The organism is Isosphaeraceae bacterium EP7 (genome assembly GCA_038400315.1).
In the GTDB taxonomy this organism is placed as follows: domain Bacteria; phylum Planctomycetota; class Planctomycetia; order Isosphaerales; family Isosphaeraceae; genus EP7.
Map to the genome: position 1 here is coordinate 3,074,611 of CP151667.1, position 18,093 is coordinate 3,092,703.

Genomic DNA, 18,093 nt, shown 5'->3' on the forward strand with positions numbered 1-18,093 from the left:
CGAGGAGCGGCGGGGCCGATCGAGCCGAGTCGGAGGAGCCACGGAGGGCCCGCCGCATGTTGATGGTCTGGATCGTTCAAGCCGCCCTGATCGCCGCCGTCATCGGCCTGGCCGTCGCCCAGGTCCTGGCCCGGTCGAAGGTCCGCGAACTCTCGCATCAAGTCCTATCACTGAAACGACTTCCGGCACCCCCCCCGGTCGCTCCGGGCCGCCCCGGGCATCGGCCGAGGCGTCGCCGGGACGATGCCGAAGCCTCGTTCCCGGCCGGGCCCAGGCTGATCGCCGTGCCCCGATTGGCCCCGCCCCCGGGACGCCGTGAGACGATGAGGCGGGACGCCGCCGACCAGATGGCCGGCCGCTACGGGCCAATCTGGGCGCTGGCCGAGGCGGGCACTCCGCTCGCCGAGATCGCCCGGGAGTCTGGCCTGCCCATCGGCCAGGTCGAGTTGATCCTGGGCCTGAGAGGCCGCCCCGCCCGCCGCAAATCCGCCGTCGCGCACGGCGACGCATCCACCAACACCACCTCGAAAAGGTTCGCCGACGAGCCGCCGACATGGACCCGATGACCCCACTCCAGCGCACCATCCTCTGGATTTACGCGGCGATCGTGGCCCTCTGGCCCATCCGCCACATCGCATTATTTTATATCCTTAGACATGTGCCGTTGCTCAAGCGAGACTCGCCCCGGTACGACCAGCCCGCCTTCCCGCGGGTCACGGCCATCATCCCGGCCAAGGACGAGCAGGACGCGCTGGCGGGATGCCTGGCGTCGGTCGCCGCGCAGGACTACCCCGACCTGGAGATCCTGGTCGTCGACGACCGGAGCACCGACGGCACCCCCGCGGTCGCCGCCGCGTTCGCCGCCGCCGAGCCCCGCGCCCGGGTCGTGACCATCGTCGACCTTCCCCCCGGCTGGACCGGCAAGACCCATGCCCTTCACGCCGCGACCAAGCAGGCCACCGGCACCTGGCTCTGGTACGTCGACGCCGACACCCGCCACGAGCCGATGAGCCTGTCCGTCTGCCTTGAGGACGCCCGCCGCCACGGGGCGTCGCTGATGAGCCTGATCCCACGGATGCGGTGCGAGACCTTCTGGGAAAAGGTGGTCCAACCGCTCGCCGGAATCGTCCTGATGCAGTCCTATCCGCTGACATCAGTGAATAGCCAACGTAAGAAGACCGCATTCGCAAACGGCCAGTACATCCTGATCGAGAAGGCCGCGTATGACGCCGTCGGCGGCCACGAGTCGGTCAAGCACTGGTTCGTCGAGGACATCCACCTGGCCCGCCTGGTCAAGGGGCACGGCTATCCGATCCGGACCTCGCTGTCCAACGAGATCAGCTCGACGAGGATGTACACCAGCCTGCCGCAGATCGTGAAGGGTTGGAGCCGCATCCTCTATGATGCCCTCGACCGGAGCATCCCAACGCTGCTCTGGAAAATCGTCGAGCCGCTCATCTGGAGCCAGACCGCCCACGTCGCCCTGGTCGTCGCCTTGCTTCTCGTCATCTTCGGCCAGAACAGCCCCTGGGGTGGCCCGTTCGCCGCCTGGCTTCTGGCCCTGGCCGTGGCGCATCAGGTGCTCGCCTTCACCGTCCTCTGGCGGATGTACCGGTTCTCGGCATCGACGATCGGGGCTGTCGCCTGGTATCCGCTGGCCGGATTGGTCATGGACTGGATCCTGTTCAAGGCGATCGCCAGTTGCCTGACCGGCCGGGTAACCTGGCGGGGCACCGCCTACGGCCCGGCCGTCGCCGCCCAACCCGAGACCTCGACCACACGCTGATCCGACCGATGCACGGCGAGCCCGCACCCATGGACACATCCAAAATCATCACCGATCCAGCCGCCGATCCGAGAGGGTCCAGGCCCGTCCACAACCCGGCCAACGGCACTGTCATCGGCCACGTCGTCGAGGCCGATCCCGCCGAGATCGCCCACGCCGTCGCCCGCAGTCGGGCCGCCCAGGGGGACTGGGACCGGACCCCGTGGGCCCGGCGCAAAATCGCCCTGACTCAATTCAGCAAACTCCTCTCCGCCGATGCCGACAGTTGGGCCGACGCCATCCGGGCCGAGGTCGGCAAGCCCCGCGGCGAGGCCCTCGGCGAGGTTCTAACCACGCTCGACGCCATCCGCTGGACCCTCAAGAACGCCGGGAAAGTCCTCGCCGATCGGACCATCGGGCCCGGATGGCAGCGGCTCATGCTGATTCCAAACGCGCGTCTGAGGTGGCGGCCCAGGGGGGTCGTCGGGGTCGTTGGCACCTGGAATTATCCGCTCTTCCTCAACGCGCCCGCCATCGTCCAGGCCCTCGCCGCGGGCAACGGGGTGGTCTGGAAACCCTCCGAGAATGCGGCCCTCTGCGGCCAGAAACTCCAGAACACCATCGAGGCCTGCGGCCTGCCCGTCGGCCTGGTCTCGGCGGTCCAGGGGGGCGCCGAGGTCGGCCGGGCCCTGGCCAGTTCCAAGGTCGACCTGGGGATGTTCACCGGCGGCCTGGCCGCGGGCCGGTCGGCGCTCGGGGCGTGGGGGGCCAACGGGGTTCCGACACTTGCCGAACTCTCCGGTTTCGACCCCGCCATCGTGATGCCCGATGCCACGGTCAAATCGGCCGGCGGCCCCCTGACATGGGGGGCATTTGTCGGCAGCGGCCAGACATGTGTTTCCATCAAACGCATTTATGTCATCGGAGATTCGGGGCCCTGGGCGATCGACCTCGCCCGCCGCGCCGAGGCCCTGAGGGTCGGAGATCCGGGCTCCGGCGACGTCGATCTTGGTCCGCTCATCTCCGAATCCGGCCGCCGCAAATTCGACGAGACCATCGCCCGTGCCGTCCAGAAAGGAGGCACCCTGATCACCTCCGTAAATCCTTCCAATCAAACGGGTTGCTTCGTCCGTCCGGCGGTGATTCTGGCCACCACCGACGCGCCCGAACGGGAGCTAGAAGGTGTCTTCGGCCCGGTCGTCGTGATCCGCGGCGTGGCCGACGAGGACGAGGCGGTGGCCGCGGCCAACTCGTCCGGGTTCGCCCTGGGGGCCAGCGTCTGGGGCCGGGACAAAGCCCGCCTCAGGGCCGTGGCCGACCGACTCGAGGCGGGGATGGTGGCCTTGAATGATGCGGTGACGACCTCGGCGCACTCGGCGGCCCCCTTCGGCGGGGTCAAGTCGAGCGGCCACGGTCGGATCAAGGGGGAGTTCGGCCTGCGTGAATTCAGCACCAGCCAGGTCGTCCACGCCCTCTCGCCGGGCGGATTCAGGCCCCAGATCTTTCCTTACAGCGCTCGCCTCGACCGTCTGATGCACCTCTATCGGCGCCTGTTGCACCCCGCCGCCAATCGCCCCAAACACTGAATCCGGCCCCTCCCATTTGACCGGCCGACTTCATGGATTAGACTGACTAGGCAAGATCCGCAAACGGGGCCCACTTCTCCGACTCGGCACCCTGAGACACTAAACCCCTCTACTTGGCCAGGTTATGTCATTAACCCGCGACGCGACGCTGTCCTGGGTGGTGCTCCGGCTCTCCGAGCGTGAGTGCGCCTTGCCCGTTTCGGACGTCGTCGAGGTGTTGCGGATGGTGGCCCTGACTCCGGTCCCTGAGTCTCCTCCCTGGGTGGTGGGGCTCTTGAACCTGCGGGGGCGGGGCGTGGTGGTGACCGACCTGAAGGGGCGATTGGGCCTGGCCGTCCAGGAGCCCGACCTCAGCTCGGTGATCGTGGTGGTCCGTTCGGGGGGGCGTGAGGTGGGGCTGATCGCCGACGAGGTGATCGACGTCCTGGACGTGCCGGTCGACCGGATCGAGCGGCCCGACGCCCTGATCGCGGGCTCTCACCTGATCACGTCGGTGGCCCATCTCGGGGACCGGACGATCTTGGCCATTGATTTGCCTAAGCTTCTTGGCGACGACCACTGACCTGACTTGCCCGAGCGAACGACCGGCCCAAGGACCAGCCCCCGCCATGCCCCAGCCCGATGTGGCCAACAGCCTCAGCCCGGCGGACTTCGAGCGGTTCCGGGACCTGGTCCGGGCCTCCAGCGGCTTCGAGCTGCCGGAGATCCGCCGGGCCGACCTGGCCAGGATGCTCGACGTCGCCGCGGCCGAGGCCCGCGTCCTGGGCCGCGACGCCCTCTATCGGTTCCTGGCCGACCCCGCCAGGGGCGCCCAGGCCCTCCGTAAGGTGGTCGCGGGCCTGACCGTCGGCGAGAGCTACTTCTTCCGCGACAAGGCCCAGATCGAGGCCATCGAGGCGAAGATCCTGCCCGACCTGATCGAGCGGCGGTCGGCCCAGAGGCGGCTGAGGATCTGGAGCGCCGGGTGCTCGACCGGCGAGGAGCCGTACACCCTGGCGATCCTGCTCGACCGGATGTCGACGAGGCTGGCCGGCTGGGACGTCGAGATTCTGGCCACCGACATCAACCCCGATGCGATCGAGGCGGCCCGCCGCGGAGTCTACTCGGCCTGGTCGTTCCGGCAGACGCCCGACGCGGTCCGCGACCAGTACTTCAGGCCGGCGGGCAACCGGTTCGAGATCCTCGATCGGCTCAGGTCGCGGGTGAAGTTCGCCGACCTGAATCTCGGCTCCGACGGGCCATGGGACGCCAGGACCCGGGGGGTCGACCTGATCCTCTGCCGGAACGTCCTGATCTACCTGTCCAGGCCGGTCACCGAGCGGCTTGCGGTGCGATTCTCGGGCTCCCTGCATGAGGGGGGCTGGCTCATCGTGGGGGCCTCCGAGTGGTCCCAGGCGGTCTTCCACCAGTTCGTCGCCGAGAACCTCCCCGGCACGGTGGTCTACCGCAAGCCCGACGAGGGCGAGTCGTCCGCGGGGATGCCGCTCGACGCCCGGTCGCTGACCCGGGCGCACACATCGCCGCCGAGCCCGCCCGCCTTCGAGTCGGTCTCGTTCCTGGTGGCCGCGCCCCCCGCCGAGCCCAGGATGGAGACCGCCCCGGCCGCCGGCGCGCATTCGGCGGCCGAGGTCCGGGCGATTCTCCTGGCCGAGCCGCTGGCCGAGGGGCCCGCGCGGCTCGAGCGGGCCTGGGGGGCGGGGGCCGACGAGTCGTTCGCCGAGTGGGCGGCCGCCGCGCTCATCGACCGGATGAACTGGCCGCTCGCCCTGACGTGGGCCGAACGGGCGGTGGCCCGCGGCCCGGTCTCGGCCAAGGCCCACTTCCTGCACGGCCTGATCCTGCGCGAGACGGGCGACCCGGCCGGCGCGGCGGAAGACTTCCGCCGCTGCCTGTTCCTCGACCCCTCGCATGTGCTCGGCCACGTGGCCCTGGCGACGATCCTGGCCGGCTCGGGGCAGGTCAAGCGGGCCAGGGCGGCCCGGGCCAGCGTCCTCCGGCTGCTCGAAGGGCGGCCGCGTGACGAGCCGCTCGACGATGCCGACGGGCTGACCGTGGGCCGAATTCTCGACCTCCTGACCGCCGGAGGCCCCTGATGATCGACCCGACGAAGGCCGCCAAGGCCCTGTCCAAGGCGTTCGACCCCAAGGACCCCAAGGCGGTCCGCAAGATCCTGGAGGCCCGGGCCCGCCAGCTTGCCCGCGACGTCCACGACGAGCCGACCGGCGAGTCGACCGACCTGATCGTCCTGGCCGTCGGGCCCGAGCAGTATGGGGTGCCCCTGTCCTTCGTCCAGGAGATCCAGCCCCTTCGCGGCGTGGCCGCCGTGCCCGGCACCCCCGCGTTCTGGGCGGGCGTGGTGAACCTCCGTGGCCGGCTCTTCCCGGTGCTCGACCTGGCGGCCTACCTGGGCCTGCCCGTGCCTCAGGCCGACGCCAGGCCCGCCGGCCAGATCGTGCTGGTGGAGGCCTCGGGCCTGACCGTGGCGCTCTGGGCCGACGAGGTGGCCGAGGCCCGCCAGGTGCTCGTCGAGTCGATCGGCCCCCCGCTGGGCGACGTCGGCGTGGCCAACCGAGAAGTCATCCGGGGCGTTACCCCCGACCTGCTCACCGTGCTCGACCTAGTAGCCCTGCTGGCCGATCCGAGGCTGGAAGTTCGCGACCTCTAGCGAGCACCGCGACCGGCCCTGGCATGCGAATGATCCCGTTTTCATCCGATTCATCCCCATCGATGCCGCGAACCGACTGAGGCCGGGACCAATGAGAAATCTCTCGCTCCGCATGAAGCTCGCGTTGAGCTTCGCCGCGATCCTGGCCCTCAGCGCCCTGACCGCGGCGATCGGCCTGACCAACGCGCGCTCCAACCAGGATGCTGTCCGCCAGCTTTACTCGGCCAACGTGCTGGGCCTGATGCGCATCAACAAGCTGCTGGCCATCGCCAACGACCTCCGGTCGTCCACCTTCCTTCACGTCGTCGCCATCGACCCGACGCGGATGAAGATGCTGGATGAGAAGATCGCCGGCCTGGACGTGGTCGTCCGCAAGACGATCGACGAGATTCACGCCGAGCGAAGCATCACCGAGGCCGAACGCGACCTGGCCGCGGACATGAGGTCCGACTGGGACGCCTACGCCCAGGCACGCGACTCCGGGCCCCTGAAGCTCTCCAGGGAGAGCCCCGCCGGGGAGCTGAGCACGAATGCGGTCCGGGCCATCGAGACCGACACCGCGCCCCGGTTCCTCAAGTTCAATGAGAACCTGACGAAGCTGACCGCGCTGAACGATGCCAACGCCAAGGCCCAGGTGAGCGAGATCGAGGCTGGCTTCACCCGCAACACGATGATCATCGTGTCGTTCGTCGTCGGGTCGATCCTCATCGGCGTCGCAATCGCCACGATCATCTCGCGTCGGGTCTCCCGAGACGTCTCGCTCATCGCGGGCGCCGCCCGCGGGCTGGCCGAGGGCGACCTGAAGCGGCGTGTCGACCTGAAAGGCGGCGACGAGCTGTCCACGCTGGCGCATGACTTCAATCTGATGGCCGAGCGGCTGGAGAATTCGTCGGTCAAGGAGAAGCAGACGCTCGCATCCCTGGAGGAAGGGGTCCAGGGCCTCGGGTCGGCCAGCAGCGAGATCCTGGCCACCGTCACCCAGTTCACCGGCAGCGCCAACCAGCAGGCCGCCGCGATCAGCCAGGCCACCGCCACGGTCGACGAGCTTCGGGCCATCGCCGAGCAGACCACCCGCAAGGCCAACGACGTGGCCCAGATGGCCAACGCCTCGGTGGCCGTCGGAGTCGACGGCGCCCAGTCGGTCGACGCTATCCTGACGGGCATGCAGTCGATTCGCGACAAGGTCGAGGCCATCGCGCAAGATATCCTGTCGCTGTCGGAGCAGACCCAGCAGATCGGCGAGATCACTGCGGCCGTCAACGACATCGCCGACCAGTCGAAGCTGCTGGCCCTCAACGCGACGATCGAGGCGGCCAAGGCGGGCGACCAGGGGAAGGGATTCGCCGTGGTGGCCGCCGAGGTGCGCAACCTCGCCGAGCAGTCCAAGCAGTCGACCGCCAAGGTCAGGGCGATCCTGGGCGACATCCAGAAGGCCACCCACGCGGCGGTGCTGGCCACCGAGCAGGGGAGCAAGGGGGTCGAGGCCGGAATGGCCCTGGCCGAGCGGGCCGGCGGCGTCATCCGCAAGCTCTCCGACAGCATCCGATCGGCCAGCCAGGCGGTCCAGCAGATCGTCGCCAGCGCCGCCCAGCAGAGCACCGGCATGGACCAGATCGCCCAAGCGATGCGCGAGATCAACCAGTCCACCCAGCAGTTCGTCGCCGGGGCGCGGCAGTCGCAGTCGGCCGCCGAGAGCCTCAACGTCCTGGCCGATCAGCTCAAGGAGCTGGCCGACCAGGACTGACCGGGACCGGCCCGGTCGCCCGAGTTGTCGACGTGCTCGCATACGCCTCCCCGTCCCCAAGCCGAACCGCGTGGTGCCATGGCCGAGGGCCTGTCCGACAGCCTGATGCGGCAGCTGATCGAGGGCTTCGAGGTCGAGGCCCGCGAGCGGCTCCAGGCGCTCAATGAGCATCTGCTCGCGCTGGAGCAGGGGCCCGACTCGCCCGAGGCACCCGCCTTGCTGAAGGCCATCTTCCGCGAGGCGCACACCCTGAAGGGGACCGCCGCGGGACTGGGCCTGCACGACGTCGAGTCGATCGGCCACCGGCTGGAGACCCTCTTCGGCCGGTTCCAGTCGGGCGAGCTCGCCCCTCGGATCGAGGTCTTCGACCGGATCTATCAGAGCCTCGACGACATCGGCATGCTCGTGCGCGAGGCCGCGCTGTCGGAGCCCAGGCCCGCCGGCTTCGACCTGGCCGGGATCAACGCCGACCTCGACGCCATCGCCGAGGGCCGTGTCCCCTCGAAGTCGGCGGCCGCCAGTCCACCTGCGTCCTCGGCGAGCGAGCCCGAGCTGGCGACGATGCTCCGGGCCGAGGACGACGAACCGGAGGCGACGCCCCGCTCGACCGATCTCGAGGCCTCGACGGGCGTCTGGCCAGCCCCCGATCAAGCAGACACCGGGCCCATCGCCGAGCCTACGCCCGGGCCGACATCGGCGGACACGGACGAGACGACCGAGGAGGATGCCCCTTCGCACGGGCTGACGAGCGACGACCAGGCGTTGATGCGCAGGCTCCTGGACAGCTTCGACGTGGAGGCCCGCGAGCGGCTCCGCGCCATGGACGACCACCTGCTGGCGATCGAGCGGGGGGGCGACGATGCCTCGGGGCTCGACGCGGGGGCCCGGCTCGACGCCATGCGGCGCGAGGCGCACACGCTGAAGGGGACCGCCCGCGGCCTGGGGCTCGACGCGATCGAGGGGCTGGCCCACGGCCTCGAGGGGGCGCTCGGCCGGCTGCCCGCCGCGATCCGCCCCGAGGCTCCGGCCGACGTCCGCGCCGCCTGCTTCCAGGCGCTCTACGAGGGGGTCGACGCACTGGGCGCCCTGACCCGCGAGGCCGTCGAGGGGGTGCCCGCCTCGGCCGTCGACCTCCGGAAAGTCGCCTCGCGACTCGACGAGGCCGGGCACGCGCCCGCCACCCAGCCCGCGCCAACCCCGACCCCGACGCCCACGGCCCCCGCGATCTCGATCTCGACGGCCCCGGTGGCCCCCGCCGGCGTCGAGGGAGCGCCGGCGGCCGAGCCGCCGCACGAGCCGGCCTTCGACCGCCTGGCGGTGGCCGCCGCCGCGTCGCCCTCGTCGGAGCCGACCGCGGAGGTACCGGCCCCGACGTCGGCCCCGGCTCCCGCGCCCTCGAAGCCGGCCGAGGCCGCCAAGGCGGTCGAGGAGACGGTGCGGGTGGCGGTCTCGAAGCTCGACGCGCTGATGGCCCAGGTGGGCGAGCTTCAAGTCACACGGATCGCGGCCGAGCAGCGCCTTGCCGAGATCTCGGCGCTTGCCGAGGAGCTCGAAGGCTGGGAGGGGCTCTGGCGCAAGGCCAAGCCCGAGCTGCGGCGGGCCCAGGGGATCTTGAAGAAGCAGCCCGCCTCGGAGGGCCGGACCCTGGGAGCAGTCTCCGAGCTGCTGGGGGCCAACCACGAGCGGCTGGCGGCGGCGACCGTCGAGGTGGGCGAGCTGCGCCGGCGAGTACTGGCCGACGGCCGGCACATGACGCAGGCCCTGGCCGACCTCCAGGACGAGGTCCGGCGAGTGCGGATGCGGCCGATCTCAACCGTCTTCGAGGTCTTCCCCAGGATGGTCCGCGACATCGCGCGGTCGCTGGGAAAGGAGGTCTCCCTGGAGATCACGGGGGGGGAGAACGAGCTCGACCGATCGGTGATCGAGCAGGTGCACGGGCCGCTCGTCCACCTGATCCGCAACTGCGTCGACCACGGCTTGGAGACGCCCGAGAAGCGGGAGGCGGCGGGCAAGCCCCGGCGCGGGACGATCCGCCTGGGGGCGGCCCAGCGCGGGGCGAGCATCCTGGTCGAGATCGTCGACGACGGAGCAGGCATCGACGTGAACCGGGTGCGGGCCGCCGCGGTGCGGCACGGGGTCATCGCGCCGGAGAGCGCCCAGTCGATGAGCGACCACGACGCGCTCTGGCTGATCTTCCGGTCGGGCATGTCGACGAAGACCGAGGTCACCGACCTGTCGGGCCGGGGCGTGGGCCTGGACGTGGTGCGCGAGAACGTCGAGAAGCTCGGCGGCCTGATCGACGTCGAGACGAAGATGGGGCAGGGGACCCGGTTCTCGGTGAGCCTGCCGCTGACGGTGGCGACGACGCTCTGCCTGCTGGCGGAGTCGGCCGGCAAGGTCTTCGCGGTGCCGGTCCACAACGTGATCCGGCTGGTGCGCCTGCTGCCCGAGCACGTGGGCACGGCCGGCGGCCGCGAGGTGGTCCGGGTCGACGGCCGCCCCCTGCCGGTGGTCCGGATGTCCGACGCGCTGGGGATCCCCGACGTGCCCCGGCCCGACGGCCCGAGGCTGGCGATCATCCTGGGCTCGGCCGAGGTGCGCATTGCCTTCGAGGTCGACGCGGTGCAGGGGGCCCAGGAGGTGGTCATCAAGGGCCTGCCCAGGCCGTTGTCGCGGGTGAACCGGGTGGCCGGCGCGACGATCCTGGGCGACGGCCAGGTGGTGGTGATCCTGAATGCGTCGGACCTGATCCGCCACGCCTCGGGGGCCGGCGGCCGGCCGGGCGCCGGCGTCCGCGCCGTGGGCAAGGCCAAGGAGCCCGCGGCGAAGGCCAGGAGGCGCGTGATGGTGGCCGACGACTCGTTCACGACCCGGTCGATGATCGAGACGATCCTGGACTCGGCCGGGTTCGAGGTGAAGGTGGCGGCCGACGGCGAGGAGGCCTGGACCTTGCTCCAGGAGTTCCCCTGCGACCTGCTGGTCACCGACGTGGAGATGCCCCGGCTGGACGGCTTCGGCCTGACGGAGCGGGTGCGAGGCAATGCCACGTTCAAGGACCTGCCGGTGGTCCTGGTGACCTCGCTGGGCGCGGGCGAGGACCGCGAGCGCGGGATGCGCGCCGGGGCCGACGCGTACATCATCAAGGGGTCGTTCGACCAGGAGAGTCTGCTATCCACGATCCGTCGATTGATCTAAACTCGTCACCGCGGGGTCCCCGCCGGCGCGGCGATGTCCGCGGCGGCCCGACCCGGGCGACTCGCGCGAGGCGGCGGCCATGATCCGTGTCCTGATCGTCGACGACTCGGCCACCGCCCGGACGCTGATCGAGGCGGTGCTCCAGACCGACCCCCAGATCCGCGTGGTCGGCACCGCCGGCGACGGCGCGGAGGCGATCCGCCAGGCGCAGCTGCTCAAGCCCGACCTGATCACGATGGACGTCAACATGCCCGTGATGGACGGGCTGGAGGCCACCAGGCGCATCCTGGAGGTCTGCCCGACGCCGATCGTGGTCGTCAGCGCGGGGGTCGACTCCCCCGAGATGAAGATCTCGTTCAACGCCCTGAAGGTGGGCGCCCTGGACGTCGTCTCCAAGCCGGTGGGGCTGACGCATAAGGACTTCGAGGCGATCCGCGACCGGCTGGTGATGTCGGTCAAGCTGATGTCCGAGATCAAGGTGCTGCGCCGCCGGGCCAGCTCGCCCGACATGGCGTCGATCCCGCTGCCCTACCTCACCTCGACCCGCTCGGTGGAGCCCGACCCGGCGACGCCGACGCCCGCCGTGGTGGCCATCGGCTCGTCGACCGGGGGCCCTGGCGTGCTGAACACCCTGTTCCGCACCCTGCCGGCCGACTTCCCGCTGCCCATCGTGGTGGTCCAGCATATCACCGCCGGGTTCACCCAGGGCTTGGTCGACTGGCTGCGGGCGGAGAGCCGGCTGCCGGTCTGCATGATCGCGCCAGGGACCCGGCTGCGCCCCGGCGTGATCCACATGGCGCCCGACGACCAGCACGTCGAGTTCGCCAGCCGCAGCTCGTTCTACCTGAGCCAGGGGGAGCGGGTGAGCTTCGTCAGGCCGTCGGCCACGGTGCTCTTCGAGTCGGTGGCCCGGCACTTCGGCGCCGAGTCGGCAGGGGTTTTGCTGACGGGAATGGGCGACGACGGTGCCCTCGGCCTGAAGGCGATGCACGACGCAGGCGCGTTGACGATCGCGCAGGACGAGGCCTCGTGCGTCGTCTACGGCATGCCGCGCGTGGCCTTCGAGATGGGCGCCGCGAGACGCGTGCTCAACCCGCCGGCGATCGTCCGGGCGCTGGTGGAGATGGCCCGAGGCGGAGCCTTGATCCGATGACCGGACTGCCCGACGAGACAGACGAGCCACGCGAAGCCGCAGCCGGCTCGCGGATCCTGATCGTGGACGACTCGCCCACCAACCGGCTGCACCTGGAGCTGCTGGCCGGGCGGATGGGGCACGCCACGGCGGCGGTGGCCGATGGCCGGGCCGCGCTCGAGCAGGCGGCCTCGTCGCCGCCCGACCTGATCGTGCTGGACCTGAGCCTGGACGACCCGGGGCCGATCGAGGTAATCGAGGCCCTGCAACGAGACCCCGCCACCGCGGAGATCCCCCTGATCGTCGTGGCCAACCCCGACGACCTGGCGACCCTGGCCGAAGCCCTGCACCACCCCGGGACGCTGGCCCTCTCGCGGCCGTTCTGCGCCGCCTCGCTGGCCGGCCGGATCTCGGCCGCGCGGGAGGCGGCCCGGCCGATGACGTCGCGGGCGCAGCCGCGCGGGGACGGGCATTCGCAGGGTTCCATCCTTCAGTTGCTCTCTCACCTTGGCCACGACCTGAGGTCGCCGCTGAACGCGGTGCAGGGCTACAGCCAGCTCGTGCGCGACGAGCTGCGGGACATGGGGCATGAGGACCTGGCCGACGACCTGGTCAAGGTGCTCGACGGCGGCAAGCGGATGCTGGCGATGATCGACGACCTGACCGACCTGGCCAGGGTCGAGATCGGCTCGATCCGGTTCGAGCGCCGGGCGTTCGCCTTCCGCACGCTGCTCGAGTCGGACCTGGAGCGGCTGACGCGTGCCGCAGGCGGGCGAGGCGTCGAGCTCTCGGGCCGCTGGGTCTGCGACGGTCCGGCCGAGTTCATCGGCGACGCCGGTCGGATGCGCCAGATCGTGCTCGGGCTGCTCAACGCGGCGCTCTCGGCCACGCAGTCCGGCCGCATCGAGGTCTCCGCCGAGTGCCTCGGAGGGGGCCCGACCTGGGAGGTTTCCGTGGAGGCGCCCAGCTTCGGCGTCGCCCCGGCCGAGCTGGCACGCCTGCTTGCCGGCGACGACTGGGCCGGCTCCGACGCGGTCCAATCCGAAGGCGGCCGCGTCCTCCCCCTGATCCTATCGCGCCGGCTGGCCGAGGGCCTGGGCGGGCGATTCGCCGTCGAGCCGCGGGAAGACGGGGCGACGCGGGCGGTCCTGCGAGTCGACTCGGCCGCCGAGCCTTCCGCCGAATCTCCCTGCGCCGAGCCAGCCGCATGCCCCGCGCCGGAGGAGATCCCGGACCTGCCGCCGCTGTCGATCCTGCTGGCCGAGGACAGCCCGGTGAACCAGGGGCTCGTCCGCCTCTTCCTGGGGCGTCTCGGGCAGTCGGCCGACGTCGCGAGCAACGGCCTGGAAGTGATGGAGGCGGTCTCGAAGAACGCGTATGACGTCATTCTGATGGATGTGCAGATGCCCGAGCTGGATGGCCTCTCGGCCTCGCGCCGGCTCAGGGCCGAGCTGCCCGAGGACCGCCAGCCCTGGATCATCGGCCTGACGGCGATGGCCCCACCCGAGGGCCGCCAGGAATGCCTGGACGCGGGCATGGATGACTACCTGCCCAAGCCCATCCAGCTCAGCCAGCTCGCCGCGGCGCTGGCCAGGCAGACGCCCCGGGTCGCCATCGCGATTGCGCCGTTTTAGGCTGCTTGCCCTCGTCATTCGCCGCGTGCGAAACCAGTCACTTCCTGGGCTGTTCTTCGTTGACCGGTTTGTCCCGCGGCAGCTCATATGACTTTCCGGATTGGTGCAGGACCATCGCCAACACCTTGCCACCGCCGTCTTTCTTGAATGAGACTGCGACCGCGTCGTAGAGAACGAACCGCCAGCGCCCCTCCTTGTCGGGCTCCCTCAGCTCGAACACCAGTTGATTGGGATGATCCAGGGCCAGCTTCCCGCAGCGGAAGAGCACCCGGAACGGGGTGTTCTTGTGTCGCCCGAAGTTCGCGTAATAGGTGCCGATCAGCGGTTTCATCTCTTCCGGCACTTCGCCGGCGCCCTCGCGCCGGACCAGCGCATCCTGGATCGTCGTCTCCAACCGGATCGTGCTGACCTGGCCTCGCGACTGCGTGAAGTAACAGACGATCAGGTCCTCCGCGGGAAAGGCCCAGGCGCCCGTCCCATCCGATCCATCGTGGCCGATGGCCCTCACTTCCGCCCCGACGGGACTCTCGCCGGGCGCGTAGAGCATGGACATCTGGCCGTAATGCGACTTCATCCCAAAAAACCCGCATGGGTACGGCCCATCAACTCCGAGTGATTTCATCGGCGCCACGGGAGTCAGGATGCGGGCGATCGCCTCGTTGGAGAGCAGCCGTTTGCCACCGGCCATGCCGCCGTCCATCAATAGCGCGAGGAAGCGGGCATAATCGGCGGGGGTGGAATAGAGCGTCTGCGAGCCCCAAGCGAATGGATACAGGGGTGCTCCCTCCGGCGTCCAGAACCGCGTCCACTTCCCCGGGCTGCCGATGTAAAGGCTCGCAACGCGACTCTTGCGCGGGTCGTCGGCCTTCGAGAGATAGAACGAATCGGCCATACCCAGGGGCTGCAGGATCCGCTCCGCGACGAAGCGGTCGATCGTCGTGCCGCTGATCCGTTCGACGATGGCCGCCGCGGCATCGCTGCCGGCGTCCGAGTACCAGAACTTTTCGCCCGGCTTGAATTGCGGCCCATTTTCCCCGATGGCGTTCGCCTGGGCTTGCAGGTCGGAGTACTGATCGATCTTTACCGTCAGGATCGTCAGAGGCAATCCGCTCCGATGTTGCAGGAGTTGCTCGATCGTGATCGCCTTCGATTTCTCGTTGTCGAAACCGGGCAGATATTTCGCCACGGGGTCATCCAGGCGCAGTTTCCCCTCGTCGGCAAGCATCTGTACGGCGACCCTCGTCAGCGGTTTGGTCATCGAGCGGATGTTGAAGATCGTGCCGCGCTCCATGGCTCGTTTGTCTTCGCGATCGCGCTCTCCGTAGGCCTCGTGCAAAATTGTCTTGCGGTTCTTGATGATCAGCAGCTCGCCTCCGACGATCGTGCCTTTCTTCACGTACTCTTCGACCTCGTCGGCCAATCGGCGCACGGCCGCGGCCGAAACGCCCTGGCTTTCGGGTGTGGCGACCGGAAACGCGGCCTTCTCCTCGGCCACGGCCGAGACACTCATCGGGCCTAACCACATGACCGCGATCCAGATCGCAGTCCGCTGGCACAAGCGCGCTCGATTGTTTGTCATCGGTACTCTCGCCTGGGTGACTCTTGACTGGCGGATCCGGGACCTTCTGCCCTCGTGGATGGAACGCATTCCGGCCGGTGCGGACCGAAGCGTGCTCATTGCGTCGATCGTCGCCGATCGGTGACCTTCAAGCCGCGCGGCTGGCGAGCCTCGAAGAAAGCCTGGATCAGACGGCTTTTGCCCTGGTATGCAGCCAGAGGCTATAACCGAGCGTCACCGCGACTCCCGCCATGACCGCGCCGCTGCCGACCATCGCGGCCACCTGGATCGGAGCAAACACAAACAGCCCGGCAAAGACGAGCCCGCTCAGCGCCATGGACCAGCCTGCCGCCCGCCTGGCCCGCTGGGCGCAGGCGCTCGGGACCACAACCTTGGGCAGCCGGTTGCCGTTGGAGGCGATCATCAGCCCGTTCATGGCCATGACCAACCGCGTGACCGTGTCGCCGTCGAGGTAACCCAGCTTACGAGCGAACGTCGCGACGAGCGCCACAGCGACAATGCCGCCGCCCCAGGCGAGAGGAAGTATCACTTCATTCTTCATCGCGTCCTCGTTCATCGTGCCGTCTCCTTCTTGGGCACGGGCGCCTCCGCGCCCAGGCCGAACGAATGGACGAAGCCCAGCAGCGCTTCTTCGAGCACCGAGAGCTTCAGGTGATAGATGACGGACTTGCCGACCTTCTCGGCGTGCACCAGGTCGGCCTCCTTCAGCACCGCGAAGTGCGCCGACATCGTCGGCTTGGAGACGTCGAACTGGTCGCTCAGTTCGCCCGCGCTCATCGGCCCCTTGCGCAGGAGCAGCAGCACGCGGCGACGCGTCGGATCGGAAAGGGCTTTGAAGACCTGGTTCATAATTCGACGATAAGCTAATCATCGAAATGTCGCAAGGGGCGGCATTCGACCCTTGCGACAATGGCGCAGGGTGAATGGCGAAGGGTGAATCGTGGTCCCCCGCGCCGCCGGGCCCGTCTGAACGGGTACTTGACCGGCCGCGTCGCAACGATGATGAGGGCTGCGAGGGCTTCCCGCCCCGGATGGGGTCGGAAGGCGTGCGACGTCCAGGGCCCACCGTCCGATCCAAGACGTTGTGCGGGCGAGATCAAAGGCGAGCCGGAGGCCCGCCCCCGTTCCCGCTGCGCATCCGGATGGGCGAAGGAGGGCCCCGACATGACCACGACTCGAACCGGCAGGCCTCGATTCCCGACGTCGTGGCCCGCCCTGGCGCTGGCCGCAACCCTGGCGATCGCGGCTCCCGCGTGGGGCCAGGCCCCTCAAGTCGACGTGGACGGGCCGCCGGGGGTGGCGGACCATCCGGTGTCCAGGCTGGGCCGACCCCTGGGGTCGGCCGGGATGCAGACGAGCCAAGAATCCTCGCAGCCCATCGGCGGCCGGGCCGGCCCTTCGGTCAGCCGAGCCCCCATCGCGGCCCTGTCGCCGCCGTCGATGCGGACCGCGATGGAGCCCGCCAGGTTCCTGGTCCCGACCCGCGCCCCGATGCAGGGGGCATCCTACGGCGAGCTGGACCTGCCCGCAGACGCCATGAAAGCGGAGATTGGCCCGGCCGACGGCCTGACGCTCGACCAGTCCATCGACCTGCTGATGCGGGCGAACCTCGACCTGCTCGCGCTGAAGTACGAGATCCCGATGGCCGACGCCGACGTGCTGACGGCCAGCCTGCGGGCCAACCCGATCGTCTACGCGGACGCCCAGCTCGTCCCCTACGGCCGGTACTCCAACGCCAGGCCGGGGGGACAGACGCAGTATGACGTGAACATCACCGTACCCCTGGACGTCACCGGCAAGAGGCGATCCCGCACCGACGCGGCCATCCGCGCCCGGAGGGTCACCGAGGCCCAGTTCCAGGACGCCGTCCGGATGCAGGTCGACAACCTGTACACGGTCTATGTCGACGTGGTCTCGGCCTCGGAAACCCTGCGGTTCAGCGAGGCCTTCCTCACCGGGATCGGGCGGCTGCTGGAGATCAGGCGGTCCCAGCTGACGGCCGGCGAGATCGTCCCGGCCGAGGTCGATGAGCTGGCGGCCAGGCTTGAGCAGGCGCAGCTCCAGGTTCGCGAGTCTCGCGAGGCCCTCATCACCGCCAAGCGGGCGCTGGCGTTGATGCTGGACATCCCCCGGCAGCAGGCCGACTCGATCGAGGTGCGGGCCCTGATCCGCGACTTCCGCGAGGTGGGGCGATCCGACGACGAGCTGATCCGGTTGGGGCTCGAGAATCGGCCCGACGTGATCGCCCATCGACTGGGCGTGGAGCGGGCCGGAGCCGAGATCAAGTTGGCCCGCGCCAACCGCTACAGCGACGTCTACCTGCTGGTCCAGCCGTTCACGTTCCAGGACAACCGCCCCACCGGCTTCAAGAGCGCCTACTCCTATGCCGTGGGCGTGACGGCCAACCTGCCGGTGTCCAACCGCAACCAGGGGAACATCAAGCGGGCGCAGCTCAACCAGACGCAGACCCTGATCGAGCGCCAGGCGATCGAGCGCCAGGTAGAGCAGCAGGTCGACGCCGCGGCCCGCGAGTTCAGGCTCAGCCGCACCAGCGTCCTGGAGATCGAGCGCGAGATCCTCCCCGCCTACCGCCGCGTGCACGACACCGCCTTGCGCCGCTGGCAGGGGGGCGAGACCCCGCTTCAGGACTATCTCGAGGCCCAGGGGGAGTACAACAAGGTCGTCCGCGAGTATCGCGACACCCTGGTCCGCCACCGGCGGTCCATGCTCTCCCTGAACACGGCGGTCGGCGTGCGGGTCCTCCCCTGAGCCCGTCCGTCGGGCCACCACGGA

Annotated in this window: 15 protein-coding genes; 12 read left to right on the top strand and 3 right to left on the bottom strand. The window is 69.6% G+C overall.

The annotated features are described in order from the left end of the window. Positions 1 to 56: 56 nt before the first annotated feature. From EP7_RS11885 to EP7_RS11930, 10 genes are all read left to right on the top strand, one after another. Complete coding sequence (locus EP7_RS11885) at positions 57 to 566, top strand: hypothetical protein (protein WP_463528067.1); 510 nt, start codon at positions 57 to 59, stop codon at positions 564 to 566. Further along, complete coding sequence (locus EP7_RS11890; RefSeq protein WP_463528068.1) at positions 554 to 1,786, top strand: glycosyltransferase family 2 protein; 1,233 nt, start codon at positions 554 to 556, stop codon at positions 1,784 to 1,786. Before EP7_RS11885 ends, EP7_RS11890 begins: the two co-directional genes overlap by 13 nt. A 29-nt stretch (positions 1,787 to 1,815) precedes the next feature. Further along, positions 1,816 to 3,351 (top strand): aldehyde dehydrogenase family protein, encoded by a 1,536-nt coding sequence (locus tag EP7_RS11895; protein ID WP_463528069.1) that lies wholly within the window; start codon positions 1,816 to 1,818, stop codon positions 3,349 to 3,351. Positions 3,352 to 3,475: 124 nt separating this feature from the next. Continuing rightward, positions 3,476 to 3,913, top strand: coding sequence for a chemotaxis protein CheW (locus tag EP7_RS11900; RefSeq protein WP_463528070.1), 438 nt, complete (start codon positions 3,476 to 3,478; stop codon positions 3,911 to 3,913). Positions 3,914 to 3,959: 46 nt separating this feature from the next. Continuing rightward, positions 3,960 to 5,444 (top strand): CheR family methyltransferase, encoded by a 1,485-nt coding sequence (locus EP7_RS11905; RefSeq protein ID WP_463528071.1) that lies wholly within the window; start codon positions 3,960 to 3,962, stop codon positions 5,442 to 5,444. After that, positions 5,444 to 6,016: a chemotaxis protein CheW gene (locus EP7_RS11910; RefSeq protein ID WP_463528072.1), complete on the top strand. Its 573-nt coding sequence runs from the start codon at positions 5,444 to 5,446 to the stop codon at positions 6,014 to 6,016. The genes EP7_RS11905 and EP7_RS11910 overlap by 1 nt, the downstream gene beginning before the upstream one ends. Before the next feature lie 91 nt (positions 6,017 to 6,107). Next, positions 6,108 to 7,760, top strand: a complete 1,653-nt coding sequence (locus tag EP7_RS11915; protein WP_463528073.1) for a methyl-accepting chemotaxis protein — start codon at positions 6,108 to 6,110, stop codon at positions 7,758 to 7,760. Positions 7,761 to 7,838: 78 nt separating this feature from the next. Next, the gene (locus tag EP7_RS11920) at positions 7,839 to 10,955 is read left to right on the top strand and encodes a hybrid sensor histidine kinase/response regulator (RefSeq protein ID WP_463528074.1); all 3,117 of its coding nucleotides are present in this window, start codon (positions 7,839 to 7,841) and stop codon (positions 10,953 to 10,955) included. A 79-nt stretch (positions 10,956 to 11,034) separates the two neighbouring features. Further along, positions 11,035 to 12,108 carry a chemotaxis-specific protein-glutamate methyltransferase CheB gene (cheB, locus tag EP7_RS11925; protein WP_463528075.1) on the top strand — a complete coding sequence of 358 codons (1,074 nt, stop codon included), beginning with the start codon at positions 11,035 to 11,037 and terminating at the stop codon, positions 12,106 to 12,108. Next, on the top strand, positions 12,105 to 13,721 hold the full coding sequence (locus EP7_RS11930; RefSeq protein WP_463528076.1) for a response regulator: 1,617 nt from the start codon (positions 12,105 to 12,107) through the stop codon (positions 13,719 to 13,721). Before cheB ends, EP7_RS11930 begins: the two co-directional genes overlap by 4 nt. 37 nt (positions 13,722 to 13,758) lie before the next feature. Here the strand turns inward: EP7_RS11930 and EP7_RS11935 are convergent, their stop codons facing one another. Continuing rightward, positions 13,759 to 15,246: a serine hydrolase domain-containing protein gene (locus tag EP7_RS11935; RefSeq protein WP_463528077.1), complete on the bottom strand. Its 1,488-nt coding sequence runs from the start codon at positions 15,244 to 15,246 to the stop codon at positions 13,759 to 13,761. Between EP7_RS11935 and EP7_RS11940 the strand changes: the two genes are divergently transcribed. After that, a complete protein-coding gene (locus tag EP7_RS11940) occupies positions 15,245 to 15,424 on the top strand; it encodes a hypothetical protein (protein WP_463528078.1) in 180 nt (59 codons plus the stop codon). The two genes, EP7_RS11935 and EP7_RS11940, sit on opposite strands and share 2 nt — an antisense overlap. A 42-nt stretch (positions 15,425 to 15,466) precedes the next feature. On the opposite strand, the gene EP7_RS11945 is transcribed toward EP7_RS11940, so the two are convergent. Next, on the bottom strand, positions 15,467 to 15,856 hold the full coding sequence (locus EP7_RS11945; RefSeq protein ID WP_463528079.1) for an ammonium transporter: 390 nt from the start codon (positions 15,854 to 15,856) through the stop codon (positions 15,467 to 15,469). Then, on the bottom strand, positions 15,853 to 16,149 hold the full coding sequence (locus EP7_RS11950) for an autorepressor SdpR family transcription factor (RefSeq protein WP_463528080.1): 297 nt from the start codon (positions 16,147 to 16,149) through the stop codon (positions 15,853 to 15,855). The genes EP7_RS11945 and EP7_RS11950 overlap by 4 nt, the downstream gene beginning before the upstream one ends. A 315-nt stretch (positions 16,150 to 16,464) precedes the next feature. On the opposite strand from EP7_RS11950, the gene EP7_RS11955 reads away from it, so the two are divergent. Further along, on the top strand, positions 16,465 to 18,069 hold the full coding sequence (locus tag EP7_RS11955; protein WP_463528081.1) for a TolC family protein: 1,605 nt from the start codon (positions 16,465 to 16,467) through the stop codon (positions 18,067 to 18,069). Positions 18,070 to 18,093 lie beyond the last annotated feature (24 nt).